Genomic DNA, 21,949 nt, shown 5'->3' with positions numbered 1-21,949 from the left:
CTTACTTACTTGGATAGTTTTTTAAGTAGTGCTTTGCTCACGTGTTCCGGCACCTGGGCGGAAACGTCCCGGCCGTGGCGGGCGACTTCCTTCACGATTGTGGAAGAAACGAAGGAATAATCCGTTGAGGACATTAGAAAGATGGTCTCGACTTCCGGAGCCAATTTTTTGTTCATTAGAGAGATTGCATATTCATAATCGAAGTCGGTTACCGCTCTCAATCCGCGGATAATACTCTTAGCGCCTCTCTTCTTGCAATAATCCACGGTCAGACCTTCGAATGTGTCTATCTCCAGATTGGCCCATCCCTCCGTAGCTTCCCGAATAAAATCGATCCTTTCCTGGATGGAAAATAGGAAGCTTTTATTCGAGTTAACGGCGACTCCTACGATTACCTTGTCGAATAGTCCGACGGATCTTTGGAGAATATCCAAATGTCCTCTAGTTAACGGATCGAAGGAGCCTGGATAGACCGCGATTCTTGTCATTTTTTCCTGAGCCTTGCCGCCTCTTTAGCAGGCAGTCCGTAAAGATTGATGAATCCCTCGGCATCCTTCTGGTTGTACAATTCTTCCTTCTCGAAGGTCGCCATTTCGGGGTTGTAGAGAGAGACTTGAGACTTTCTTCCCACGACGATGCAATTACCTTTGTATAATTTCACCTTAACGGTTCCCGTTACGTATCTTTGGGTCTCGGAGATGAAGGCTCTGACCGCGGCCATTCTCGGGGAGAACCAATGTCCGTTATAGATCAGCTCGGCAAATTCTGCGGATAGCTTATCCTTATGGTGTTGGGTGTCCCTATCGATGGTGATGGATTCCAAATCCCGGTGTGCATGGAATAGAATCGTTCCGCCGGGAGTCTCGTACACCCCTCTGGATTTGATTCCTACCAAACGGTTTTCTACGATGTCCACTCTTCCGATTCCGTGCTTTCCTCCAATCGTGTTCAACGTGTCCACGACTTCGTAAGGATTCAATTTCTTACCGTTGACCGCCACGCAGTTCCCTTCCACGAAATCCAGTTCGACGTATTCCGGAGAATCGGGGGCTTTTTCGGGAGAGACAGTGAGTAGGAACATATCTTCATTCGGTTCCCGATACGGGTCTTCTAGGATTCCCCCTTCGTAGGAGATATGCATTAGGTTCCTGTCCATCGAGTACGGTTTGGATGCGGTGACAGGGACCGGGATTCCTTTGGACTTAGCATACTCGATCAGGTCCGCTCTTCCTCCGAAGGACCAGGTTCTCCAAGGGGCGATGATTTCTTTTTCAGGTGCCAGGGATTTGAACGCCAATTCGAAACGAACTTGGTCGTTTCCTTTTCCCGTGGCCCCGTGAGCGAATGCGTCGGCACCTTCTTTTTTACCGACCTCTACCATCGCTTTGGCGATCAAGGGTCTAGCGAGCGAGGTTCCGAGGAGATATCTCATCTCATAGATGGCGTTTCCGTGGATGGCAGGATAAATAAAGTCTCTGGCGAACTCCAGTCTCAGGTCTTCGATATAAACCTTGGAAGCTCCGGTCTTGATTCCCTTTTCTTCCAAGCCGGTGAGTTCCTCTTTTTGTCCCACATCGGCAGTAAAGGCGACGACTTCGCAGCCGTAGGTCTCTTTGAGCCAGGTCAGGATCACGGAGGTATCCAGCCCTCCGGAATAAGCTAATACGATTTTCTTTATGTTCTTTTGAGCCGCCATTCTAAGGATAGGGAAATCGCCGGACCCCTCAAGACAAGTCGGATTTTCGGTCGCAAACGAATGAGTTTGGGTTGGGATTTCTCATCCTTTCGGCTTCGGAGCCCATTCCAGCTTCTCCGCTAATTTGCGTAGAATGAGAACCAGAGCCAAGGTGTCCATTCTGCAATAAGCCTTCAGTTCCGATTCCACTTTGGATCTTTCTTCCTGGGAAACTTTTTCGGTTCTGATTCTAAGAAATTCGGAATTCGCCAAATGACCCGCGTTAATGGACAGGTCTTTGTAATGAGCTCCGGTCAGAACGGGTAACACCGTTTTTAGGGAGGTCGTTCCATTCTGATTCGGATGATAATAATCGTAGTCCCAGAACGGTTTGGCCAAATCCACAAAATCTCCTTCTATCGATTGGAACCATGACTTGAAGTTCGGAAAGGCCTGAGTCGCTTCTTTCAGACATCTCTTTTCGAAAGTATCATTGAAGGCCAAGACCGTTCCTCCCGGGCGGATCTTTTCCGAGAGTGCGGAGAGAATACCGGATCTAGGATCGATATTACCGTCCTCGATATAGGAATATTCTTCCGGCTCTTCTTGCAGATTTTCTCTTTGGATATGTAGGGAGAAAAGAAAGGGTACGTGTTGGAACGGATTGGATTTGGAGTATATCGGAACGGGAGGGTTGATCGTTTCGAAATCCAGATAATAAAGAGGGAATTTTAATCGATCCAGAAATCCTACCAGAGCTTCCCTATTCAGATATTCTTTTCCCGATTTTACGGCTTCGACTTGGATTCTTTGCCTATGTGTAAAGTCTTCGTTAGGAATCACTTCCGAAAGATTACGTATGCCTTTTTCCCATAGAACTTGGGTGATATCCTTACCTTCCCTTAGTGTGAACAGATCCCCCGGAGAATCTCCCTCGTAACAACTCTCTTTATAAGAGCAATTCCTGGGGTGCGGACAATGCTTGGAGAATCGAATAGAAGGAAGTTTATCGTTTTCTAATACTTCTAGGAGTTGATAAGCTCTTTCCTTTACGTAGGGCAGAGAGGCTATAGTTTCCTCGCTGCAATCCTTGCGGTGGAGAATTTGATTGGCGTCTATCTCCCCTTCATTATAAAAATATTTGGAGTTTACCGTAAAGAGCAGAGTCTTTCCGACTTTATAACCGGCCTCCTCCAAAACCATTCGGATAAAGGACAGTTCCTGGATGTGATTTTTTTTAGGAGAAGCCGAGGCCTTTACGATCGCGACTTCCCAACCTTCTTCTCTCGGAAAAATAAAGTCCGCCCTGCAATCAAAGTAATCGGTTTGGATGCAGGTCCCTCTGGCGGGTCGATTGGAATCCAACAGGGACCTTGTGGTTTTGTTATCGTATCTCGCATGAACGGAATCCGGAAAGAATCGACTCGCGATCTCTCTCAATAGGGACTTCTGTTTGGGAGAAATGTATTGGTTCGGTTCCTCTCTTTCGGAAGAGGCGGGATCCATTAAGGATTTCCAAAGTTGTAATTCGCAGAATTCTCCCGTTTGGTATGCGGATTTTCCCAATAAAGGAATTCCTCTTTCCCTATAAGGAGCGAGAATGTCGAAGAGCAGTTTTCTACGTAGGAATTCGGGAAGTAAAAATGAAGTCCGTCGAACAACGGCTCGGAGAATTTGAGGAAGGGAAATCATTGAGGCGTCGAGTGGGCATCCAGTCGCGGGTTTCCCCGCGACTAGGAAAATGCTTACGCCAAAAGAACCTTGATGTCTTTCGGGCTGGAAGCGCTGTAGATTTTATTTTCGGAAGAACCTAGATTCGCCTGCGTCAATTTTTGGGAAACTACGCTCGGTCCGAAATCGATTCCTACTACTTTAGCAGTGTTGACGAAATTCGCAGTCGCTTTGTCCCAATGAAGAGCCTTGATCAAAACCTCTCTGAAAAGAGGAAGAGATACGTCCGGTTCGTTTTGGAAATTGCGTCCGTCGAAAATGGAATAAACCGGAATTTTCAGATCGGAACCTTTGTATTGGAATCCGATTCTTTCCATGTCTTTAGGTACCGTATTCTCTGTTCCGTCCATGATCGGGCAATGGAAAGGAGCGGTGGTTCTGAGATAAACGAATTTTACCTTTTTCTCATCCATTTCGGCCTTGAATTTTTTGCGGAACGCTAGAAGCGCTTCCGGATCTCCGGAAACGATATTGGAATCCGGGGTATTGAAAAGAGAAACATAAATCGCTTTAGTTCCGCTAAGTCCTAGATCCGCGTTGGTCTTTTGCACTCTTTCGGAAAGTTCCGCTGCGCTATATCCGATAACGGCTACCATAGGAGCAGGTTGCTTGTCTCCGATTTCCTCGTTGCCCTTCAGAACTTCTTCGGAAGGATTGAAGACTCCGTAAAGCTCCTGGGCCCTGTAGCCTAAGTAGAGGATGAATTTTAGAAATTTAGAAAATTCTTTATAGAACTCCGCGCCTTCTTTGCCGAGAGACACTAGGACTGCGGGAACGATTCCTTGGCTATGTCCAGTCGCTCCGAGGGCATTTGCCAATAGTTCGGATGTCGCAAAGCCTTTATTGGTTAAGGAGACGTAATTTGCCGTCTGTGTGAGAAAGATTCCCACGATGGAGACGCTGGCGCTGCTAAGATAGCTTTCGTCCGGAGCGGAGTCCGGATTCTTGAGCCAGGATTCGAAATCGTATCCTTGGGAAACGATTTTCTTATCCAAAGAGGGAATTTCTTCCGCTAAGGTCTTAAATGCAGTTTCGAAGAATTCTTTCAGCGAAGGTTCCGATTCATAGAGTTTAGAGAGTTCTTTCAGCCAAGGGGATCCTTGCCCTCCGAATTGCAGGAAGAGTTTGTTCCCCTGCGACTTTGCTTCGTTCAAAAAGTTTGCTACTGCCATACAATGCCTTGTTTTGAGTCGTTAGAAGATGCTTTTCTCCGATGGCTTGGGCTCGCAATTCTTTTTTCCCCTTCTTTCAGGCGCCAAATGCCGTTCACAAAGAACGACCGTCTCATTGGAGCGGATTAAAAGAAATTGAACGGAAGAGTATTATAGTGATCGTCGCTTTCCCGGGAAAATGATTGACCGAGTCGCCTACACATGGGGTTATTCTTTCCGAAACCCTTCTAATTGGAATTTTCTCCAATCTCCGGAATGTCCGGAACACGAAAACAATATGATAAAAGTAAGGAACCTTTCCAAATTCTACGGAAAGAAATTGGCAATTGATCGACTCAATTTCGAACTCAAAGAGGGAGAAATCGTCGGCTTATTGGGCCTGAACGGTGCAGGCAAAACGACTACGATCCGGATCTTAACCGGATATTTAATGGCGACCGACGGACTCTGCGAGTTGAACGGTCTGAATACCTTCGAACATCCCATGGAGGTCAAAAAGAAGATCGGCTATCTTCCGGAAACGCCTCCTCTTTATCCCGAACTTACCGTAAGGGAATACCTGGCTTTTGCGGCTCGCATCAAACAGGTTTCGGAAGAGGAGTTGGAGTCGGAGATATCTAGGGTAGTTAATCTGACCGATTTGACTTCTGCGGAAAATAAGGTGATAGAAACCCTATCATTAGGATTTCGTAAAAGAGTAGGAATCGCTCAGGCGCTGTTAGGAAATCCCGAGGTCATCATTATGGATGAACCGATTTCCGGTTTGGATCCGAAGCAGATCGTGGAAATAAGGAATCTCATCCACAATCTAAAGGAAAATCATACGATTCTTCTTTCGAGTCATATCCTTCCTGAAGTCTACAAGACCTGTAACCGATTCTTGTTCCTACATAACGGTCGCATCGTATACCAATGCAATCGCCAGGAACTCGAAAAGGAAATGGAAAATCTTTCCGGTTTGGAAGTGACTCTTTCGGGCAAAAGCAAATCGGAGACCGAATCCTATCTGAGCGGAATCGCGAATCAATCCGGCGCTAACGTGAGGTTTGTCGGAGAGGATCCGGTCGGGTTCACTTTTCTTATCAATACTTCTTCCGAAAGGAAATTCAAAGAGGATTTATATGCCGGCATTTCCTCTTCCGGTATCCTTCCCGAATTCATCCGGAAGCAGGATGTGACCTTAGAACAGATCTTCATGAACAAGGTTTAACGGTTATGTTTCGTAATATAAAATGGATTTTTTTAAAAGAGGTAAGGGTATTCTTCGGAACTTATCTCGCTCCTCTGGTGTTGGGTGGGACCGCCTTTTTGAATTCCTTATTCGTTCTCATCCTGAATTTTAACTCGGGTACGAATTATACGGAAACCACGGTGGTGACGTTCATTTCATTTATGAGTACGATCCTGATCGCGATGTTGATCGTAGCTATGGGAACGATCACCGAGGAAAGGAATCGTGGGACCTTGGAGTTTCTCTTTACCGCTCCTATTTCGGAAATGGAAATCGTGGTGGGTAAATTTCTCTTTGGCGCCTTAGTTTGTCTGATAGTCTCGCTGTTGGTCGACGGACTCTTTCCTTTGTTCCTATTCTTCTTTTGGAAAGCCCCTCTTTATATCGTGGCCTCCGGAACGATAGGAGTGTTTCTATTGGGGATATTCACCTTTGCTGTGGGGCTTTTCGGTTCGAGTCTGGGCAAGAATCAAATGGTTTCCATGCTGATCTCCATCATGATTCTATTAACTCTTTGGGTGATCGGATTCTTCTCGTATCTCTTCGATGCGGCAACAAGAAAGGTCTTGTTCCACTTGCATATATTTTCGCATTTTATCGGCTTTTCGAAGGGAGTGCTTCCTTTGAGTAGTATCGTTTTCTTTATCAGCGGAACCGTATTCTTTTTGTATCTTACGGTAAAGGTTCTGGAATCTAGGAGGTGGAGAGGATGAAGAATTATTTAAACAGAATATTGTCCTGGGCCTCGATCCTTTTTCTTTTGCTATTTTTTCCGGTTTACGACACCTTTGCGAGCGCCGGAAGCCGTTGGCTATTATCCATCGTGGTTGCGGCGACCTTGGCCGCTTCTGGGGTTCTTTCTTTTCTGGGTTCCAAGAAGGAAGAAAGAGAAACGAATCTTTCCCTAGCATCCGGGCTAGGGCTACTCTCTTTAGGCTTGTATTTCCTGCGAATCTACTTGGAGGATTTATCCATACAAAAAGGTTCTTCGGCGGAATGGATCGGAAGCTTGCGAGAGTTCCTACTCGTGTTCCTGGTGCTTTCCGTGTTGGGAAGCGCCGCCTTAGGTCTTTTGAGAGAATGGGAAAGAGCCTCCGCGGAGAACCAATCCAGTCTGAAAGGAAAAAAACAGAGTCTGATTCGCGATTTCTTTCTGGGAGCAGGGATTCTGCTTCTGGCGGTTATTTTAGCAAATTATATTTCCGTAATTAAGAATCACAACTTCGATCTGAGTTCCAAGGGGCAATTCTCCTTCTCTCCGGAAGCGAAGAAGATCTTAAAGGAGATTCCGGAAGGGGCCGAAGTGGATGTGATCGCATTCTACCCTCGTCCTCTGGAGAATGCGCCTAGTTCCGACAAATCCAACTCTCTCGCATTGCGTAGGGTAAGACCGGATTTGGAAATTTTACTCGGTCAATTGGGATCGATTCATCCGGGGTTTAAGGTAAAATTCGTGAATGCGGACGTGGAGCTGGACGAACTCGCGGAATTCGGACAAGTTTCCAACGGAAACGTGTTGGTGCGTTTTCGTAAAAAGGATGCGAAAGCGGGGCCTTACCCCGAGCAAAAGGTGAGCGTAAAGGACAAGACGGAGTTGGAAGAATTCGAAAGAAAGCTGGTCCAGGCCTTCATGAACGTCACTACCAAAGAAAGAAAGGTATACTTCACCCAATCCAACGGAGAAAGGTATTCGGCAGTTTTCCAAAATCTTCCGAATGAAAAGCTGACTCGGCTTTCGGCGGGACTTTCCTTTCTGAACTATCGCCTTTCGGGTATCGGTTTTAAGGAGAATTGGCCTCCTAAAATTCCGGAAGATACGGATATTCTGGTGATCATCGGACCTACCGTTCCTTTCGGCCCGGAAGCAAGACAGGCTATATTAGAATATTTTAATCAAAAAAAGGGCAAACTCTTTATTACGATCGAGCCTAAGGGCGGAGAGACCTTCGATTGGCTTCTCGAGAATTCCGGACAGACTTTCGTAAAGGAAACTTTGTCTCAGATTCCTTCCCAACCTGGAATCGTGATCACGAAAGCCTTCCGTAAACATGCCATAGAAGAATCCCTGAGCAAAAAGGATTTAGGTGTCGTTTACCCGTACTCCGGTTATTTTCAGTCCAAGGCTTCTGCGGAACCGAAGAGCAAATCTAACGACTCTTACGTTCTACTCGAGAGCGGCGGGGAGTCCTACTCGGATAAAAACGGAAACGGTAAGCAGGATGCGGGCGACGATAATAAGAATGTGCCTTTGGCCCTTTTACTCAGAACGGTAGAAGAAACCAAGGCTTCAGCTGTGAATCAGGACCCGAACCAACCTCCTGCTCCTGCGGAAAATAAATCCGGAAACGAAGGTCGGGCGGTTATATTCTCCGGAACTTCTTGGTTGACGGATCAATATATACCTTACGCCGCAAATTACGAATTAGCAAGTTCCTCCGCGACTTGGCTGCACCAGGATGTGAGCCTACCTGCGATTCCTCCTAAAAAAGAGGAGATAGAAAGCGTTTCTCTGACGGACGGTCAAAAGAGAGCGGTTTGGATTTTGGGTATGTTCGTGTTCCCCGGTCTGATCGCCGGATTGGGTTCCATCTATGTCGTTCGTAGAAGAAGGGGCCGTGATTCCGAATGAGAAATAAATTACTCCTTCTTGCTCTCGTGGTAGTTCTCTTATTCGCTTCCATCTTTTTGTTGGAGGAGAATAAGGAGGATCTGACCGAATTCGAATATTGGAAATTGAATATTGATAAAATAGAATATTTCCCCGGTGGAGAAAAATGGTCCGAGGAATCCGGAGAAAATTTCGCTAAGAAACCTTTCGAAATCTCCAAACGGGACGAGATCCGAAAAGGAAATTTCTATGTCGTTTCCGATACGGATTCGGAAACGGGAAAGAAGATTGAATACGAAGCCGGATATAACGCGGAGAATAGCTTTCGCGATCTGAATCGTCTGAAAGTCAAAAGTACGGAGTCGGTAATCGAAGGCATTCCCGTTCAGGAATCCTTACTGATAGGAGAAGATTCTCCTAAACTGGTCCTCTATTCCGGTAATCAAAAAAAGGTACTTAGGATCGGTAAGAAACATAAGAACGGATCCACCCGAGTCATTTTGGATGAAGGACATCCTTCCGTAATTCTATCCTCTTCTTCTTATTTGTTCGATCGGTTCCAGAAGGGACCCGAAGATTTCCGTCAAAGACAACTTATCAATCTGAACGGAGAAACCGTAAAAGAGATTTCCTATCTGGATGAGACCGGAAAATCGATCCGCATGGATAACACTCCGTACGAGGACAATAAGGCTAAGAAGAATTTTTGGCGCAGACTTTCGGGAACGATCATGATTCTGGACCAAAAATTAGCCGAGGATCTTTATCGTTCCGTGACTGGATTAAAGACGGAACTTTTTCCGGACGAACCGAACGGAGCCGGTTTCGCGGTAAGCAACCTACTTGCGCCGGATGCAGCTAATACGGAATATTCTCTTGCGAGTCTTAAAGTAATCCTGTCGGACGGAAACGAAATATTGATCCGTTTCCATCGCTCCACGGATATCGGGGAAAGAAAACTGAACCCTGTGGTTCGCATTCTAAACAGAAAATTCCAGGAACCTCCCGTCTATGTGAACGAGGATATTTTTCATAGGATTCAGGATACTGCATCTCGAATCCAAGCTTCTACCATGGTGGCAAAACCTTCCAAAAAGACTTCCGCGAAACCGCAACGGAAAAATCCATGAGCCTGATCGCCGGACAAACCGATTTAACCGAAACGGAAAAATCGAAGCTTTCCTTATTGGAGAAGATATTCAAGTCCCCTCAGGACGCATTCGATCAGTATTTAAGGGATTCCTCCTTGGGAAGAAAGGAATTACTGCGTCTGCATTTCGCACTCTGGGTGTTGGCTCCCGTTTCCAAGGTCGCGGGCAATATCATAAAAATTGCATGGGACTTCGTTTTTGCCGATTCTATAGAATGGAATATCTTCTCGGGAGCCCTGACTTCTTTCGTTTTATATCCGGTTCTGCTTTTGATCGTATCCCAATTGGATGTGGTTCGGGTATTCTATAAGAAGATAGACCGTACTAAAGGGGAGAGTTTTCCTCCCGCAGACGTATTGACTTTGGCCTTTCTTCCTTTTTCGGCATCCGCAGTCTTTTGGATTTTACCGGGTCCTTGGCATCTAGGGCTGATAGGAATCGCATTTCTATATTCTTCCTACTTATGCGCCTTGGGGATGAGAAGAGCTAGCGGATCCGATCCTCGGGAGATTTTGATTTTCTTTTTGGTGGGAATCTCTTATCTTCTGAGTATAGCTTTGGTTTTTACTTTTATCTATAATATCATTAGGACTTTATTAAATTGAAGATTCATCTGATCGGAATCGGCGGAATCGCCATGGGAAACTTGGCCTCCATGCTGAGGAGTCTAGGTCATGAGGTTTCCGGTTCCGATGCCGGAGTATATCCTCCCATGTCCGATAAGCTCAAGGAATGGAAGATTCCTTATTCGGAGGGCTTCGATGCTTCTAGGATTGCCGGAAAGGATTTAGTCGTAGTCGGCAATGCGATCTCTCGCGGTAACCCCGAGGTCGAAGAGGTATTGAATAGCGGAGCCGAATACGTATCCATGTCGGCGGCTTTGGAAAAGTATATTCTCGCCGGTAAGAAGGTGGTAGTAGTGGCGGGGACTCATGGAAAGACCACGACCACGTTTTTAATCCATCATCTTCTGAAAGAATCCGGTCTCAAGCCGGGACTATTCGTGGGGGGAATTCGCAAGGATGGATTTCCGGGATTCGAATTTACGGATGGAAAATATTTCGTGATCGAAGGTGACGAGTACGATACAGCATTCTTCGATAAGGCGTCTAAGTTCCTACATTATCGACCTACATATGCAATATTGAACGCTTTAGATTTCGATCATGCGGATATCTTTAAGGATATCGGAGAGATCGAGACCATGTTCTCCAGACTTCTTCGTTTGGTTCCGAGTAACGGAAAGGCGTATTACTGGGCGGGCGCCGCCAATCTCAAAAGAATCTGCCATGAGGCTTCCAAATTTCTGAAGTCCGAACCGTTCGATTTCAATAAGAAGGGATCCTTGCTTTCTTGGAGAAAAGGAAGCTTGATGTCGGGAGATCGGGTTCTTAGGCCTAGATTTTTCGGAAATCATAATTATAGAAACGCCGAAGTCGCTTTGCGAGTCTGCGAAGAGATTCTACAAAAAGAAAAGATTCCTAACGCAAGAGAACGCCTTTTGGATGCGCTTGAAACTTTCTCCGGAGTAAAGCGTAGGCAGGATATTCTTTTTGAATCCCCTAAAAGCATTCTTGTGGAGGATTTCGCCCACCATCCCGTAGCCGTCGAAGAGACCATCAAATCAGTGAAGCAGGCTTTTCCCGGCTTCAAGATCATTAGTTTATTCGAACCTAGAAGCGCGACTTCCCATAGGAACGTCTTCCAAAAGGAGTATTCCTTCGCTTTCAAGGGTTCCGCAGTGACCTTAATCACCGAGATCCATAATCTCAAAAAGGTATCCAAAGAGAATCGTTTGGACGTCAAGAAACTTGTCCTGAAGCTGCCCAAGCATTCCGGGACTTTACCGTTTTATTGCAAGGACCCGAAAGATCTGGTCTCCAAACTTAGGAAAATCCTTCCCCAATTCGAGAAGGATAAAATCCTGATCTTAGCCATGTCGAACGGAGCCTTCGGCGGCATTTATCCTTCTCTTAGGGAACTGAGCGAGTCCAGAAAATGAGTCTTTCCGAAGAATTAGATAGAATCTACGAAGAAGCCAATCGTTTGATTTCCTCTTCCGTCGACGAGGCGGATCTGGATAAGAACAAAAACGAATTCTTAGGGAAGAAAGGAAGGCTTACTTCCGTTCTTAAGAATCTCGCCTCCCTGTCCATAGAGGAAAAGAAAACCGTGGGACAAAAGGCCAACGATCTTTCCAAGAGTTTAGAAGAGATCGTAGTGAAGACCCGGGAAAATCTCAAACTGAAGAGTTTTCGGGAACAATCCGAGAAGGAATGGTTCGACGCCTTAAGACCTCTGGGCGAGGCGGAACCTGGTACCCTCCATCCGATTACCAAGATCCAGTACGAGATAGAGGATATCTTCACATCCATGGGCTTCGAGGTTTGGGACGGACCGGAAGTCGAAACCGATTTCAATAATTTCGGTGCCTTGAATTTTACCGACGACCATCCGGCTCGGGACATGCAGGATACTTTCTATCTAGAAGACGGTAACCTTCTTCGCACCCATACTTCCGCGATCCAAGTTAGAGCATTAAGAAAACTGAAACCTCCATTCAAGATCATAGGCCCCGGTAGAGTTTTCCGCTACGAAGAAGTGGACGCTTCCCACGAGACTTCCTTTTATCAGATAGAAGGTATGGTGGTTGGTAAAGATATTTCCGCGGGAAATATGCTATATACGATGGAAGTGCTATTATCTCGCGTTTTCGAAAAGGAAGTCAAGACCCGACTTCGCCCAGGATTCTTCCCTTTCGTGGAGCCTGCCTTCGAATTGGATATCAATTGCCAAGTATGCGGAGGAAGCGGCTGTTCGGTCTGTAAACATTCCGGATGGTTGGAGCTTATGCCTTGCGGCCTCGTTCATCCCAACGTTTTTACATTGAACGGTCTGGATCCGAAAGAATGGACCGGATTCGCCTTCGGGCTCGGATTAGACCGGCTCGTGATGATGAAATACGGGATCCACGATATCCGTTATCTGCATTCCGGAAATCTCAGGTTCTTAAAACAATTCTAATATGTTAATCACACCGATCCAGACTCGTTGGAACGATTTGGATCCGTTCGCCCATGTGAACAACGCAAGATACATGTCTTATCTGGAGATCGGGCGCGTGGATTATTGCATGAAGAAGTTCGGAGTAAAAGAAATCTACGACGTTCCATTTCTACTCGCTCGGATCGAGGTCGATATGCTGAAAGCTGTGGAACTTGCGGATCCGATCGAGGTTCAGACCTGTGTTTCCCGAGTGGGGAATAAGTCCTGGGAATTCACTTCCACGATCCGCCATGTGGAATCCAAGACGCCTTATACCCGCGCTAAGACCGTCCAAGTTTCCTACGATCATAGAAAAAAAATATCGGTTCCCATTCCGGATTGGATCCGTAAAATTCTGGAAGAGGATCTCCGCAAATTCGAAGATTCCCTTCCGAAAAATTGAGTCATTCTCCCGGCATCGGAAGATCCAAAGGCTTTCCTGTTTCGGCCAACGTTTTGACGGAAGATAAGACTCTGGCCCATCCTCCGTCGACGGAGTTTTGGTAGGATGGATCTCCCTCCTTGATCTGATCGTTGATCAGTTTCAAGTGTGTAATTTTTCCGTAAGGCTCCAAGGAATAGATTACCCTGGATTCGAAGTCCTTGTATTTTTCTCCGTATACGGATCCCACTACCATACTCATGGAGACCTTCCGGTTCGGAAGAATCTCCAGAATTTTTCCTTCCACATGAATCGTTCTGTCGCCCGCGATTCCTGGGCCGACATAAGCGTAAGCACTCCCGACTTTGAAATCGGATTCGATCCCGCAGCCGTGAAAGATTTTGGCACTTTCCTCCTTATCGATTATAATCTTCCAAACCTTGGAAGGGTCGGCTCCGATATACGTTTCATATTTGATTTCCATAAGGTCCCCTTTTTCCCGAACGGGATAAGAAGAATGATACTCGACTACTAAACAAAAAGATTGTAAAAACGCGACAGAGAGAAGAATATTGGAAACCTGTAGGAACTAGAATCTTGCAAGTCGATCTAAAGAAACCTAGAGGGATTTTAAAATCCATAGCCGGAGAAAACTGGGAACTGGTCTTGAGTTCCCCTTCTCTCTCTTTGAGTTTTTTCGTGGAGCACTATTGGTCGGTTCGATGGGATATGAGAGAGACTGGACCGCTGGTTCAGGAAAACCTTCCTTTTCCTTCCGTGCATCTAGTATTCGAAAAAGGAAATACTAAGATCTTCGGTGTTGTAAGCGGAAAATTCTCGAAGGCGTTGGAAGGCAAGAATCGCGTCTTCGGAATCAAGTTCCGTCCCGGAGCCTTCTATCCATTCTACCGTAAACCGATCTCCGGTTTTACGGACAAGACTCTAACCTTGGAAGAAGTCTTCGGTATACCTTCTTTACCTTTGGAAGAGGAAGTTTTCTCCATGGATTCTGAAGAAGAACTGGTGCGATTCGCGGAAAAGTTTTTATATGAAAGATTGCCTGAGGAAGACAAGACCGTGGAAACGATCAACCGGATCATCGAAGAGATTTCCAATAAACGGGAGATCATCAAGGTGGAAGACATCGTCGAATTCTCCGGACTAAACAAGAGAACCCTACAAAGAATGTTCCAACAATATGTGGGAGTCGGTCCCAAGTGGGTCATCAACCGATATCGCATGTTCGAAATTTTAGATCGGGTTTCCGAACGAACGGATTGGGCGGACTTGGCCTTGGAGTTGGGATATTTCGACCAGTCGCATTTCATCAAGGACTTCAAGAGAATGGTGGGGCTTTCTCCCGAGGAATATTCTAAAAAGAAACACAACTCCTAATCGATTTGCTCCCGGGAAGTTCGGGATAAGTTCTTGCTAAGGAATTCGTGATCGGTTATTTCCATCACTGGCTCGAATTCGTCCCGTAAAGATTCGAGTAACGATGCAAACGAGGGAAAGAATGCCGAAAGGAATCCTGATTACCCAATGTCTATGTCTACAGAACGATTTCGTGGAGCCGATCCAGAAATACGATCCTGTTCCTAATCTATTGCATATAGGATACGGAGAAGCACTTCGTTTGATGGGCGAAAATCCGGAGGAAGGTCCGGTCCTTTCCTTTATGGAATGGGCTTACGGAGAGTCCGACAAAAATTTGGAGATCGTTCATATCCGGGATTGGCACGATCCAAAAGACGAAGATCAATCGGAGCATCTTTCTCAATTCGGACCTCATTGCATCCAAGGTACTCACGGAGCCGATTTCGTTTTTCAAAATTTGTCCCTTCGCCTTCCCAGAGAAACGAGACTGGTTAACGCATCCGGATTGAACGATTTTCACAAGACGGAATTGGAGAAACTATTAGAACCTTTTTCCGAAACGGAGACGAACGTAGGCCTGGTGGGAGTCTGGACGGAGGCTAAGATCAGTTATCTCGCATACGAACTAAGAACTAGGTATCCTAAGTTTCGTATAGGAGTATGCAGCGCGCTGACCGCAAGTTCTTCTCGACACATGCATTATGTTTCCTTGGACCAGTTACGCAATCTATTAGGAGTCGAAGTTTATCCTTCACTGGGAACATTCTCAGAATTCTTAACCGGAAAGTCGGCGGTAACCGTTCATCAAGCTTCCGTTCGGGAGGATTCCGTAAAGTTTGAATTCGACGAATCCCTGGATCTAAAGGAAGAAGACCGGAAAATTCTATATTATCTTTTTAGGGATTGCAGATCCGTTTCTTTCCATTGTTTGGACGGAGGTTTTTCCGGTAACGTAGTTCTCAGAGCCAAGAGTGTGGATCCTTTAGGGCATTCTCAAGTCCCTACCGTAATTAAGATCGGCGAGAGAGATCCTATCGCTCAGGAGAGAACCGCATTCGAAAGGATAGAAGAGGTTTTAGGAAATAACGCTCCCAGGATCGTGGATTTCGCAGAGATAGGAAGTCGAGGAGGGATCAAATACAGATATGCGGCGATGCTGGATGGTAATACTCGGGTTTTCCAGGATATGTACGAGGGAGGAGAAGAAGAGAAGGAATGTTTCGCCGTCCTAGATACGGTTTATAAGAAGCAACTCGGCCGACTCTACGATGCAGCGGAACCCGAAAAATTGGACCTATTGCAGTATTACGATTTTCGAACTAAATACGCTCCCGGGGTAAGACGTAGGGTGGAAGAGTTGATCGGAAAATCCGCGGACGGAAATAGGGTCGAGCTATCGTTCGGAAAAGCCGTTTATAATGTCTGCGAATTTTACGAGAACGATCTTTTGCATTTAAAAGAATACGGATCTATCCCCCGTTACGTATCCTATGTTCACGGGGACTTAAACGGAAGAAACATCATCATAGACGCTCAAAAGAATGTTTGGCTTATCGATTTTTTTCACACTCATAGAGGGCACGTATTAAAGGATCTCATCAAGTTGGAGAACGACCTTCTCTATATTTTCACTAAGATTGAGGACGCCGAATTGGAAGAAGCGTTTGCTTTAACCGATCTCATACTGTCCCAGCAGGATCTGGGAATACCCCCTAAGCCGGAGGAAGAGATTCGCTTTGTCTCCGAAAAAATACGCAGAGCTTACAGAATGGTTTGTAAACTCAGATCTTTTTATCCTTCGCTGATTCGCTTGGATCGAGATCCTTACCAACTCCATGTGTCCTTGTTAAGATACGCGATGCACACTCTTTCCTTCGACGAATCGAGTCGTGTGCAAAAGATTTGGGCCCTTTATACCGGTGGTATCTGCGCGGAGAAGGTGAAGGAATTCCTACTATTATCGAAACGTCTTCGAATCGATATGCTTTCTTTAGAAGGCAAAAAAGGCCGAATCGGGCTGACCTTGCTTCCTGGAAGAAAGGACCGAGACAGGGATCTTATTTCCGACATAGATACGATACGAGAAGAAGGGATTTCCACGGTGGTCTCTTTACTTACCGAAAACGAATATGCGGAATACGGCGTGCCGGATCTAAAGGAAGCGTATCAAAAAAGCGGAATGGACTCTGTTTTCTACCCTATCCTGGACCAAAAAGTTCCGGATCGAAGTTCTTTGGAGGTACTACTGGATCGAATGGATACCGAACTGTCCTCGGGCAAAAATATTCTCGTACATTGCGTAGGAGGCTTGGGTAGATCGGGGACAGTTGCCGCCGCGTATCTCATTCGTAAGTTGGGCTTTACTTCGGAACAAGCTATCCGCAGGGTCCGAGAAGTTCGTTCCGAAAGAGCCATCGAATCCAGGGAGCAGGAAAGTTTTCTCCGCGGATTGGCGAATGGATTCTGACGGTGATAAGTCGAGGTAAAAAGCCGATTTCTGCGATGCCCCGCGGTCGGTCTTGGCTTCTATTAAATCTTCCAAGACAATCGAGGATTTTTTACCGTCACCGAATCAGCTTATTTTAAAGAAAGATAATTCTAGATCTTTATACTGAGCGTTATACTCATAAATAATTCGGGGGTTCATTCTCCCGCTTTCACTCGCAGTCTCATTCTTCCTAGATCCAAGAAACCGTCCGGGGTTTTTAATTCGGCTTCTATGAGGTCTCCGTCCTTTAAGTATTTCGGGCTTGCGAGTTGCTTTTTTACGAATATTTCCATGATCTTCTTTTCGGAGAAGAGAAAGGAGGCGATTCGTTTCACGAATCCACCCGGCGCTTTCAATGCCACGCCCGAAGGAGTGCCGGTAAGAATGATATCTCCCGGAGAAAGATTCATGAGCCCGGAAAGTTCCGTAAGCGTTTCTTCGGGAGGGAAGATCATCTTGTTCAGTCCGGATTTTTGTCGTAACTCTCCGTTTACACTGAGCGAGATTTCGAGGTCGGAAATTCTGGCTAATTCTTCTTTGCCGATGAGAAGTACATAGGGGCCGACCGGGCAGAAGGTTCGATAACTTTTTCCTTTGAACCATTGTCCTTGCGGGATTTGGATGTCTCTCGCGGATACGTCGTTCGCTAAACTGATAGCTCCTACATACTCGTGCAGATTCTCTTTCGTGATCTGAACGCGACCGATGATTTCCTTTTTAAGAATGAGTACCATCTCCGCCTCGTAATCTAGGAGTCTTACGAAAGGAGGTCGAACGATTTCTCCGACCGCACTCGTAAGACTGGAAGGAGCCTTAGTGAAGAATAAGTTATAATCCTTATCCTTAGGATTCATTCCTGTTTCCAGGATATGTTCCGCGTAATTTTTTCCCTGACAGACGATATTACGCGGAGCTTCGATCGGAGAAAGGATCTCTATTTGGTCCGAGGCAATGGGATTGCCTACCGCTTCCGGAGGTTTTCCGTTTAAAGATAAAAAGTCCGTAATATGATTGCCTGCGATCGGAATAATGGAATCTCCCGATACGGTTCCCCATTGGGTTTTTCCTTGGAAATTGAATCTGCAAATACGTGTCATTCTTCTACTCGACACAATTAACTTGGCATTCCGCCCCGGCCGTCTTTAAAATTTTCACTATATTCGGTTTCTCATATCGATTTTTTTGCACGGCCCAGTCCATCGGGGTCCAACCGATATTGTCCTTCTCGTTTACCTTGGCTCCGGCTCGGATCAATAATTTCAAGGATTCCGCCGCACCGCTTTCTGCTCCTTTATGCAAAGGGGTCCATCCTTCGTCGTTTTTCATGTTAACGTCGGCTCCTCTTTCCAAGAGCAAGCGAGTGAGATCCGGAGATGGAACGGCTAAATGCAATGGAGTCATTCCATCATTGCGAGTCGCATTCGGATCGGCTCCGTTTCTGAGAAATAATGCGCAGAGTTCGTAGAAACCGTTGGATACGGCTCTATGCAAAGGGGTTTCTCCTTCTCCGTTTTTGGAATTTATACCGGCTCCGATCTGTAATAAGAATACGGACATCTCGTAGGAACCGTAACCGGCGGCCTTATGAAGAGGGGTATTATCCAGGTAATCCTTAGTATTCGGATCCGAACCTCTCAGGATGAAGCGAACGGTATCATCCAAGTTCCTTTGACGGATCGATTCGAAGAAGGCCGAATCCAAACTGGAATCGGTTTTGATGGAGTTTCTCAGAATCTTTAGCGCATCCGGACTGATAAGAATGATTTTTGACTCGGATAATCTTTTCGCACTCGTCTTACCCGAATCTGGGCTTTCCGCATTAGGATTGGCTCCTAGTTTCAAACTCGAATCCACTTGGTTTCTAAAATTCCTATCTATTCCTTCGTGCAATAACGAATCCGCTTTTTCCTGATCGAAAAGATTCTGTCCGAGTTGAGAACTCATCTTGTTTCTGTATTGGTTGAAATATTTGATTTGTTCCTCGGACACGAATTCCGATCTTGCGAGAATTTCCAAGGCGGATCGGAAACCTTCCTTTATCTTTATTAGATAATTATTCTTACGGTCGGCCTCCGATTCGAAGCCTTCCGAGACGAATGCCTTCTCTAAAACCTGGTAGATTCCGGAAAGTTTACTTTGCAAATAGGATCTTCCCGTGGTTTCGGAAGTGAGGATTTTCCTGTCGATTCTCGCTCTAAGAGAGGAGTATTCGGAAGAATGGGGGAGCTTGTTCAATTCTCCTCGAATGCCTCTGTAATTTTGGACCGCTCCCGAAAAATCGAAGTCCGAGTATTCTCTATCCGCTTCTTTCTCCCGCAGACCCAAGACGACTAGATTCATTTTTTCGATTCTAGTTTCCAAAACATTCTCGAGTTCCTTTAGACGAAACGCTTCGGGAGTCTTGGATTTATAATCGGAGTATATTTTTCCGTATTCTTCGGAAAGATTTTTAAGCGAGGATATTTCTCCTCCGGATGAGGCTTTGGAATCCAGGAGAGAAATTCTATCCTTATAAAGAAGAAGATATGCATTCGAAATCTTCCTACGAATTCCGTTCAGATAATCGCTAATTTCCTTTTTGGTTTTTTCGGAGAGTCGATTTTCTAGAGTGGTTAGAGTTTCCGAATATTCGGACACGGATTCTTCGTAGGATTTTTCCTTCGTCAATCTGTCCGCTTTAGAGAGCCTAGGCGCGATCGCTTCCAGAAAATTTTTAGTGCCCTGATCTTCCGACGAGAAATTCAGCACATTGATCTCATCCGCTTTGCCCGCTTGGATTTGCAGGCTGGGAAATTCCACCTTGCTTACCGCTCCCGGAAAGGCCGCTGCAAAATTTACCTGGTATCTAGGATCCATCAGCTTTCTTCCCGCTTCGGAAGAATAATAATCGATCTGGTAATCGGGAAATTCCAAATCGAATGCGGTCTTGATTGTGTAAGTCAATGCCTTAGGATCTCTACGCTGGGACCGTAGATTGATCTTATATCCTTTGGATGTGGAGAATATGGATCCGGAAATCAGTTCGTCCGCGTCTATCGCGTCCGCTATCTGTTTCATACAGATCTCGTCGCTACAATTCTGTTTTTGCTGTAATTCCGCTTGTTTGAGAAGAGCGGCAAGAGAATCGTCGTCGGCGATATTGAATTTACCTTCATAATTTCTTAATATAGAATTGATTATACCGTTTCGAAAACGATTCTCCAATGATTTGGAAATTCCCGATTCTAATTTGAAATTATGAACGTAGATCTTAAGGATTTGGTTTTCTTTGGATTGCGCCTCGAAAGTACGGGGAAAAAGAACGGTAACGGTAAGAAGAATCGGAATAAAAATTTCCCGAGACGAAAACGATGTATTTACGATACGAAGAAAAGAAATCTTTTTCATTTTCGGATATTTCCTGGAATGGGTACTGCGTCGATTCTGAGGTAATTTCCTTTGATCTCTTTACCTACCAAAGAAAGTCCCAGATCCGATTGGAATTCCCGTAAAAGAGAATAGAGCCTAGCCCCGTTAAATAGGGCTTCCACTTGTAGACTGATCTTTCCGGAGGAATCCTTTCCTCTTTCGGATACGAAATTGACTCCTCGTAAAGATCGGATTCGATTCGCCATTTCCGAATCCACGAAAGCGTCGTAAGAAAGTCTATCGATATCTATCAGAATGGAATAACCCCGCTTCCATTCCTCCGCTAGCTTTCTCTTTAAGTCGGGCACCAGGCGGGAAAGAATCTCCTCTCTTGCTTTTTCCGTTCCGTATTTTAAATCGATTGCCGGCTTTCCACCTTCCAATCGATCCGAAGCGAGTACTCTGGAAGTTTCCGTTTCGATCAGTTTGTATTGCAAGTTGGCGAACGTCGCTCTCATAGTGGAGCCTTCCACGAGAGGATCTCCTTGTCTGGATTCGAAGCTTCCGAATAACAGAAGTTCGCAGTTCTCCTGCCTTGCTATTCTCTTCGCTACTTCCAAATCGGATCTGGCGACTCCCAGTTTCGGATTTTTTTTAAGAGAATCGCTATCCTTGATTTCGAATCCGGAAAGTAGGGAAATCAATCGGCTTTCCGTTCCGCCTTCGAATGTTGGAGCTCCTACATTTTCGGAAATAAAAACGAGCATCCTAGGTTTTCCTAAGAGTCGGTATCTTTCCTCTAAGGCGTCACGTGTGATTTTTTGATCCACATATCCGGAGGCTTGGATCCTATAGAGGGAATCTTTCTTTTGCTCGTATAGAATTATAAATTCTCGTATGAATCCTTCTCGGGAAGATTGTATGATAAAGCTTCTGGAACCTGAATCCAGAAAAATGGATTCTGATTCTATCCATTCTCCTAAGATGCTGTCTATCATGGAAAGTTTCGCGTTGCGGATCGCATCTTCCCGATCCGTTCCGGAAGATTCCACAGTCACGAATCCGTTTCGGGTGGGAGTCTCTCTAACGGTCTCGAAGCGACAATTTAGGGAGACGAATACCATAAAAAGCAAGGAAACGGATCCGAAGAAAAATCTCATTCTATCTCCTTTGGCTTTCCAATAACGAAACGAGTTTATTCCAGTTCTCGTTCGTATAACCGTATTCTCTGAAGAGAATATTCTTATTTCGAAGTAAGAATGTCGTGGGGGTCCCGGGAAATTCCAGAATTCTCATACTAGTTTGCAAACGATCAAAGAATACCGCGGATTTATTTTGGACGCCTAGTTCCGAAGCGAACTTAGAGGCCGAGTCGGAATCGTCGCCTAAGAATACGATCCAAAGATGGAGGTGAATCCGTTTGGGATCCGAGTTCCATTTTCTAGAATATTCGAGAAGCTTAGGAACCTCCTCTTTGCAAGGAGGACAATCTGAACTCGTGAAGTTCACGACGACTAAGTCCGAATTACCTAACCGATCCAATTCTTGGTAGAGGGTCTTTCTTTCCAGGTCCAGTGTGTACAAAGGAATATTGGGAATCCGAATCGCATTCTCTTTTTGGGAGAATACCGGATAACAGATAAGAAGAACCAGAATGGCGCCGATCGTTCTCATTTTCCCGAATGCGGAATCGCTTTCCTCAGATACCGAATTGGACCCGGAGTTTGTCGGATTCCCTCCC

At 45.6% G+C, this 21,949-nt stretch carries 19 protein-coding genes; 10 read left to right on the top strand and 9 right to left on the bottom strand.

All coding sequences use genetic code 11. The features are described 5' to 3' along the window. Positions 1-5: 5 nt before the first annotated feature. The 4 genes from coaD to LEP1GSC061_RS14250 form a co-directional block, all read right to left on the bottom strand. Positions 6-488, bottom strand: a complete 483-nt coding sequence (gene coaD, locus LEP1GSC061_RS14265) for a pantetheine-phosphate adenylyltransferase (RefSeq protein ID WP_016545971.1) — start codon at positions 486-488, stop codon at positions 6-8. Further along, positions 485-1,696: an argininosuccinate synthase gene (locus tag LEP1GSC061_RS14260; RefSeq protein ID WP_016546380.1), complete on the bottom strand. Its 1,212-nt coding sequence runs from the start codon at positions 1,694-1,696 to the stop codon at positions 485-487. The genes coaD and LEP1GSC061_RS14260 overlap by 4 nt, the downstream gene beginning before the upstream one ends. Positions 1,697-1,777: 81 nt before the next feature. Then, positions 1,778-3,367, bottom strand: coding sequence for a DUF2779 domain-containing protein (locus tag LEP1GSC061_RS14255; RefSeq protein ID WP_016546249.1), 1,590 nt, complete (start codon positions 3,365-3,367; stop codon positions 1,778-1,780). Positions 3,368-3,420: 53 nt separating this feature from the next. Continuing rightward, positions 3,421-4,578: an ACP S-malonyltransferase gene (locus LEP1GSC061_RS14250; protein ID WP_016546427.1), complete on the bottom strand. Its 1,158-nt coding sequence runs from the start codon at positions 4,576-4,578 to the stop codon at positions 3,421-3,423. A 277-nt stretch (positions 4,579-4,855) separates the two neighbouring features. On the opposite strand from LEP1GSC061_RS14250, the gene LEP1GSC061_RS14245 reads away from it, so the two are divergent. The 8 genes from LEP1GSC061_RS14245 to LEP1GSC061_RS14210 are packed head-to-tail and all read left to right on the top strand — an operon-like array spanning position 4,856 to position 13,016. Continuing rightward, positions 4,856-5,788, top strand: a complete 933-nt coding sequence (locus tag LEP1GSC061_RS14245; protein WP_016546675.1) for an ABC transporter ATP-binding protein — start codon at positions 4,856-4,858, stop codon at positions 5,786-5,788. A 5-nt stretch (positions 5,789-5,793) separates the two neighbouring features. Then, positions 5,794-6,522: an ABC transporter permease gene (locus LEP1GSC061_RS14240; protein WP_016546578.1), complete on the top strand. Its 729-nt coding sequence runs from the start codon at positions 5,794-5,796 to the stop codon at positions 6,520-6,522. After that, positions 6,519-8,438: a motility-associated ABC transporter substrate-binding family protein gene (locus LEP1GSC061_RS14235; RefSeq protein WP_016546067.1), complete on the top strand. Its 1,920-nt coding sequence runs from the start codon at positions 6,519-6,521 to the stop codon at positions 8,436-8,438. Before LEP1GSC061_RS14240 ends, LEP1GSC061_RS14235 begins: the two co-directional genes overlap by 4 nt. Continuing rightward, complete coding sequence (locus tag LEP1GSC061_RS14230) at positions 8,435-9,547, top strand: DUF4340 domain-containing protein (protein WP_016546253.1); 1,113 nt, start codon at positions 8,435-8,437, stop codon at positions 9,545-9,547. The genes LEP1GSC061_RS14235 and LEP1GSC061_RS14230 overlap by 4 nt, the downstream gene beginning before the upstream one ends. Further along, positions 9,544-10,173 carry a YIP1 family protein gene (locus tag LEP1GSC061_RS14225; RefSeq protein WP_016546472.1) on the top strand — a complete coding sequence of 210 codons (630 nt, stop codon included), beginning with the start codon at positions 9,544-9,546 and terminating at the stop codon, positions 10,171-10,173. The genes LEP1GSC061_RS14230 and LEP1GSC061_RS14225 overlap by 4 nt, the downstream gene beginning before the upstream one ends. Then, positions 10,170-11,570 (top strand): UDP-N-acetylmuramate--L-alanine ligase, encoded by a 1,401-nt coding sequence (locus LEP1GSC061_RS14220; RefSeq protein ID WP_016546610.1) that lies wholly within the window; start codon positions 10,170-10,172, stop codon positions 11,568-11,570. Before LEP1GSC061_RS14225 ends, LEP1GSC061_RS14220 begins: the two co-directional genes overlap by 4 nt. After that, positions 11,567-12,592 carry a phenylalanine--tRNA ligase subunit alpha gene (gene pheS, locus LEP1GSC061_RS14215; protein WP_016546507.1) on the top strand — a complete coding sequence of 342 codons (1,026 nt, stop codon included), beginning with the start codon at positions 11,567-11,569 and terminating at the stop codon, positions 12,590-12,592. Before LEP1GSC061_RS14220 ends, pheS begins: the two co-directional genes overlap by 4 nt. Position 12,593: 1 nt before the next feature. Next, complete coding sequence (locus LEP1GSC061_RS14210) at positions 12,594-13,016, top strand: acyl-CoA thioesterase (RefSeq protein ID WP_016546599.1); 423 nt, start codon at positions 12,594-12,596, stop codon at positions 13,014-13,016. A gap of 1 nt (position 13,017) precedes the next feature. Here LEP1GSC061_RS14210 and LEP1GSC061_RS14205 read toward each other — a convergent pair whose 3' ends face one another. After that, positions 13,018-13,479 (bottom strand): SRPBCC domain-containing protein, encoded by a 462-nt coding sequence (locus LEP1GSC061_RS14205; protein ID WP_016546822.1) that lies wholly within the window; start codon positions 13,477-13,479, stop codon positions 13,018-13,020. Between the two features lie 113 nt (positions 13,480-13,592). Here LEP1GSC061_RS14205 and LEP1GSC061_RS14200 point away from each other — a divergent pair, with 113 nt between their 5' ends. Together LEP1GSC061_RS14200 and LEP1GSC061_RS21230 are read left to right on the top strand one after the other, a co-directional pair. Further along, positions 13,593-14,390, top strand: a complete 798-nt coding sequence (locus tag LEP1GSC061_RS14200; RefSeq protein ID WP_016545989.1) for an AraC family transcriptional regulator — start codon at positions 13,593-13,595, stop codon at positions 14,388-14,390. Between the two features lie 121 nt (positions 14,391-14,511). Continuing rightward, positions 14,512-16,839 (top strand): phosphatase domain-containing protein, encoded by a 2,328-nt coding sequence (locus LEP1GSC061_RS21230; RefSeq protein WP_156844564.1) that lies wholly within the window; start codon positions 14,512-14,514, stop codon positions 16,837-16,839. A 176-nt stretch (positions 16,840-17,015) separates the two neighbouring features. Here LEP1GSC061_RS21230 and LEP1GSC061_RS14185 read toward each other — a convergent pair whose 3' ends face one another. The 4 genes from LEP1GSC061_RS14185 to LEP1GSC061_RS14170 are packed head-to-tail and all read right to left on the bottom strand — an operon-like array spanning position 17,016 to position 21,882. Next, positions 17,016-17,972, bottom strand: a complete 957-nt coding sequence (locus tag LEP1GSC061_RS14185; RefSeq protein WP_016546312.1) for a fumarylacetoacetate hydrolase family protein — start codon at positions 17,970-17,972, stop codon at positions 17,016-17,018. After that, positions 17,962-20,247, bottom strand: a complete 2,286-nt coding sequence (locus LEP1GSC061_RS14180; RefSeq protein WP_016546476.1) for an ankyrin repeat domain-containing protein — start codon at positions 20,245-20,247, stop codon at positions 17,962-17,964. The genes LEP1GSC061_RS14185 and LEP1GSC061_RS14180 overlap by 11 nt, the downstream gene beginning before the upstream one ends. Then, complete coding sequence (locus LEP1GSC061_RS14175; protein WP_016546263.1) at positions 20,244-21,368, bottom strand: hypothetical protein; 1,125 nt, start codon at positions 21,366-21,368, stop codon at positions 20,244-20,246. The genes LEP1GSC061_RS14180 and LEP1GSC061_RS14175 overlap by 4 nt, the downstream gene beginning before the upstream one ends. 1 nt (position 21,369) lies before the next feature. After that, positions 21,370-21,882: a TlpA family protein disulfide reductase gene (locus LEP1GSC061_RS14170; protein WP_016546710.1), complete on the bottom strand. Its 513-nt coding sequence runs from the start codon at positions 21,880-21,882 to the stop codon at positions 21,370-21,372. Between the last annotated feature and the right edge of the window lie 67 nt (positions 21,883-21,949).

The sequence above is a fragment of the Leptospira wolffii serovar Khorat str. Khorat-H2 genome (assembly GCF_000306115.2).
Taxonomy (GTDB): Bacteria; Spirochaetota; Leptospiria; order Leptospirales; family Leptospiraceae; genus Leptospira_B; species Leptospira_B wolffii.
This window is presented reverse-complemented; position numbering and strand designations above follow the sequence as displayed.